At 31.8% G+C, this 2,112-nt stretch carries 2 protein-coding genes; both read left to right on the plus strand.

Annotated elements, in window-relative coordinates:
* Nucleotides 1-453: 453 nt before the first annotated feature.
* On the plus strand, nt 454-1,524 hold the full coding sequence (locus HMPREF3045_RS08955; protein WP_070738758.1) for a PDDEXK nuclease domain-containing protein: 1,071 nt from the start codon (nt 454-456) through the stop codon (nt 1,522-1,524).
* A gap of 82 nt (nt 1,525-1,606) precedes the next feature.
* The coding region (locus HMPREF3045_RS08960) for a replisome organizer (protein WP_070738760.1) at nt 1,607-2,112 on the plus strand (506 nt) is incomplete at its 3' end.

The raw sequence follows: 2,112 nt of genomic DNA on the forward strand, positions 1-2,112 counted from the left end.
CTAAGGGAGTAACGAAAAGTTACACCCTTAGATACCCATAATAACAAGACTTCCGAAAAGCAGAAGTCCAGAATTCCGAAAATCGGAAATCAAGAATTTCGATTATCGAAAATCAAGAAAGGAGCAGATATGGCAACAAACAAAAGATATTATTGGATAAAATTGAAAGAAGAATTTTTCACAGACAAAATAAACAGAGGACATTGTCCTTAATGAGTCCAACCTATGTCCGATAAGAGATAGAGATAGAGAAAGATATAGAGATAGATAAAGAGAGAGAGGGAGAGATAGAAAAGATTTAACATTTTTGGTATAATCACATTAATTAAACTAAACGTGTAATGATAAAATGAGCTTGTTTACCGTAAGCTGATTGTGATAAAAAGATTAAAACTCCCACCATTGGTGAAAGAGATAGAATAAAATAAAAAGAATCAGATTGGAGTGATGAGAATGGATAAAAAAGATTTAGCTATTATAGGAGATAGTGAATATATAAAAATGCTTGAGAAAATAAAAAAATCATATACAAGCAGGCAACTTAAAGCAGCAGTTTCAGTCAATTCTGAAATGCTAAAGTTTTACTATGGTTTAGGAGAAGAAATTATTAGCTTAAAGGCAGAAAGCAGATGGGGAAGTGGATTCTATAAAAAATTAAGTTCGGATTTAAAAAATGAAATTCCCAATGTTAAAGGATTTTCTGTTACTAATTTAAAATATATGAAGAAATTTTATGAAATGTATTCGCCATTAAATCGTCCACAAGCTGTGGACGAATTACAAATATCTAAAGTCGGTGGAGATTTTAATATGATTTTTAGTATCCCATGGGGACATCAAAGATATATTATGGATAGATGTGAGGGAAATTTGAATAAAGCATTTTTCTTTATATCTAAAACATTAGAAAATAGCTGGAGTAGAGCTGTTCTTTTAAATTTCTTGGATACAGATCTGTTTGAGAGACAAGGAAAAGCAATAACAAATTTCACAAATAATTTGCCTGCTACACAAAGTGATTTAGCCAATGAAATGACGAGAGATCCGTATAATTTTGACTTTATAGCTATAAGGCAAAATTATGATGAAAAAGAATTGAAAGACGCTTTAATGGATAATATTCAAAAATTCTTATTGGAGCTAGGAACAGGCTTTTCGTTCGTGGGCAGAGAATATAGACTTGTAGTTGGAAATTCAGAAGAATTTATTGATATGTTATTCTACAACATTAAGCTACATTGCTATGTAGTTGTGGAGGTTAAAATTTCCGCATTTAAACCTGCGGATATAGGACAACTTGGAACCTATGTAACATCTGTAAACCATATATTAAAGGGAGAAGGGGATAATCAAACAATAGGTCTTTTAATCTGTAAGACAAAGGATAATGTATTGGCGAAATATGCTTCTGAAAGCTCAAGAGAGCCTATTGGAATTTCAGAATATCATCTACAAAACTTAATTCCTGAAAGTTTAAAGGGAGCATTACCAACAATAGAAGAAATTGAAAACGAACTAAAATAAATTTTAAAAACATAATAAATGTACACAAGGCGGTAGAAGTAAAAACTATCGTCTTTTTTTATTTGAAGAAAGGTAGGAGAGCATGGCAGATAAAAGAATGTTTTCACTAAAGATAGTGGATAGCGACTTATTTTTGGATATGCCACTAAGTAGTCAATGCCTATATTTTCATTTATCAATGAGGGCAGATGATGACGGTTTTGTAAATAATCCTAAGAAAATCATCAAAATTATCGGAGCTAATGAAGATGACCTAAAAATACTTATTGCCAAAGGCTTTGTGATAGTCTTTGATCAGGGAATAATCGTCATTACTCATTGGAAGATAAATAACTATATTAGAAAAGACAGATATAAGCCAACAATGTATATAGAGCAGAAACAACAGCTTTATCAGACGGAAAATGGAGCATATATTTCAGAAGAAAAAGTTGGTTGTCATCTGGTTAACCAAAGGTTGTCAAGTGGTCAACCCAGTATAGATAAGGGTAGATTAGATAAGGTTAGTATAGATAAGGGGAGAGAAGAACAGTCCACCCCCATCTTTTATGGAGAATTCAAAAATGTAAGGCTAAGCAAAGAAGAATA

This window comes from Anaerococcus sp. HMSC075B03 (assembly GCF_001815585.1).
GTDB lineage: Bacteria > Bacillota > Clostridia > Tissierellales > Peptoniphilaceae > Anaerococcus > Anaerococcus vaginalis.

Coding starts and splice junctions, on each gene's coding strand:
- HMPREF3045_RS08955 (WP_070738758.1), top strand. CDS start 454: ATGGATAAAAAAGATTTAGCTATTATAGGAGATAGTGAATATATAAAA.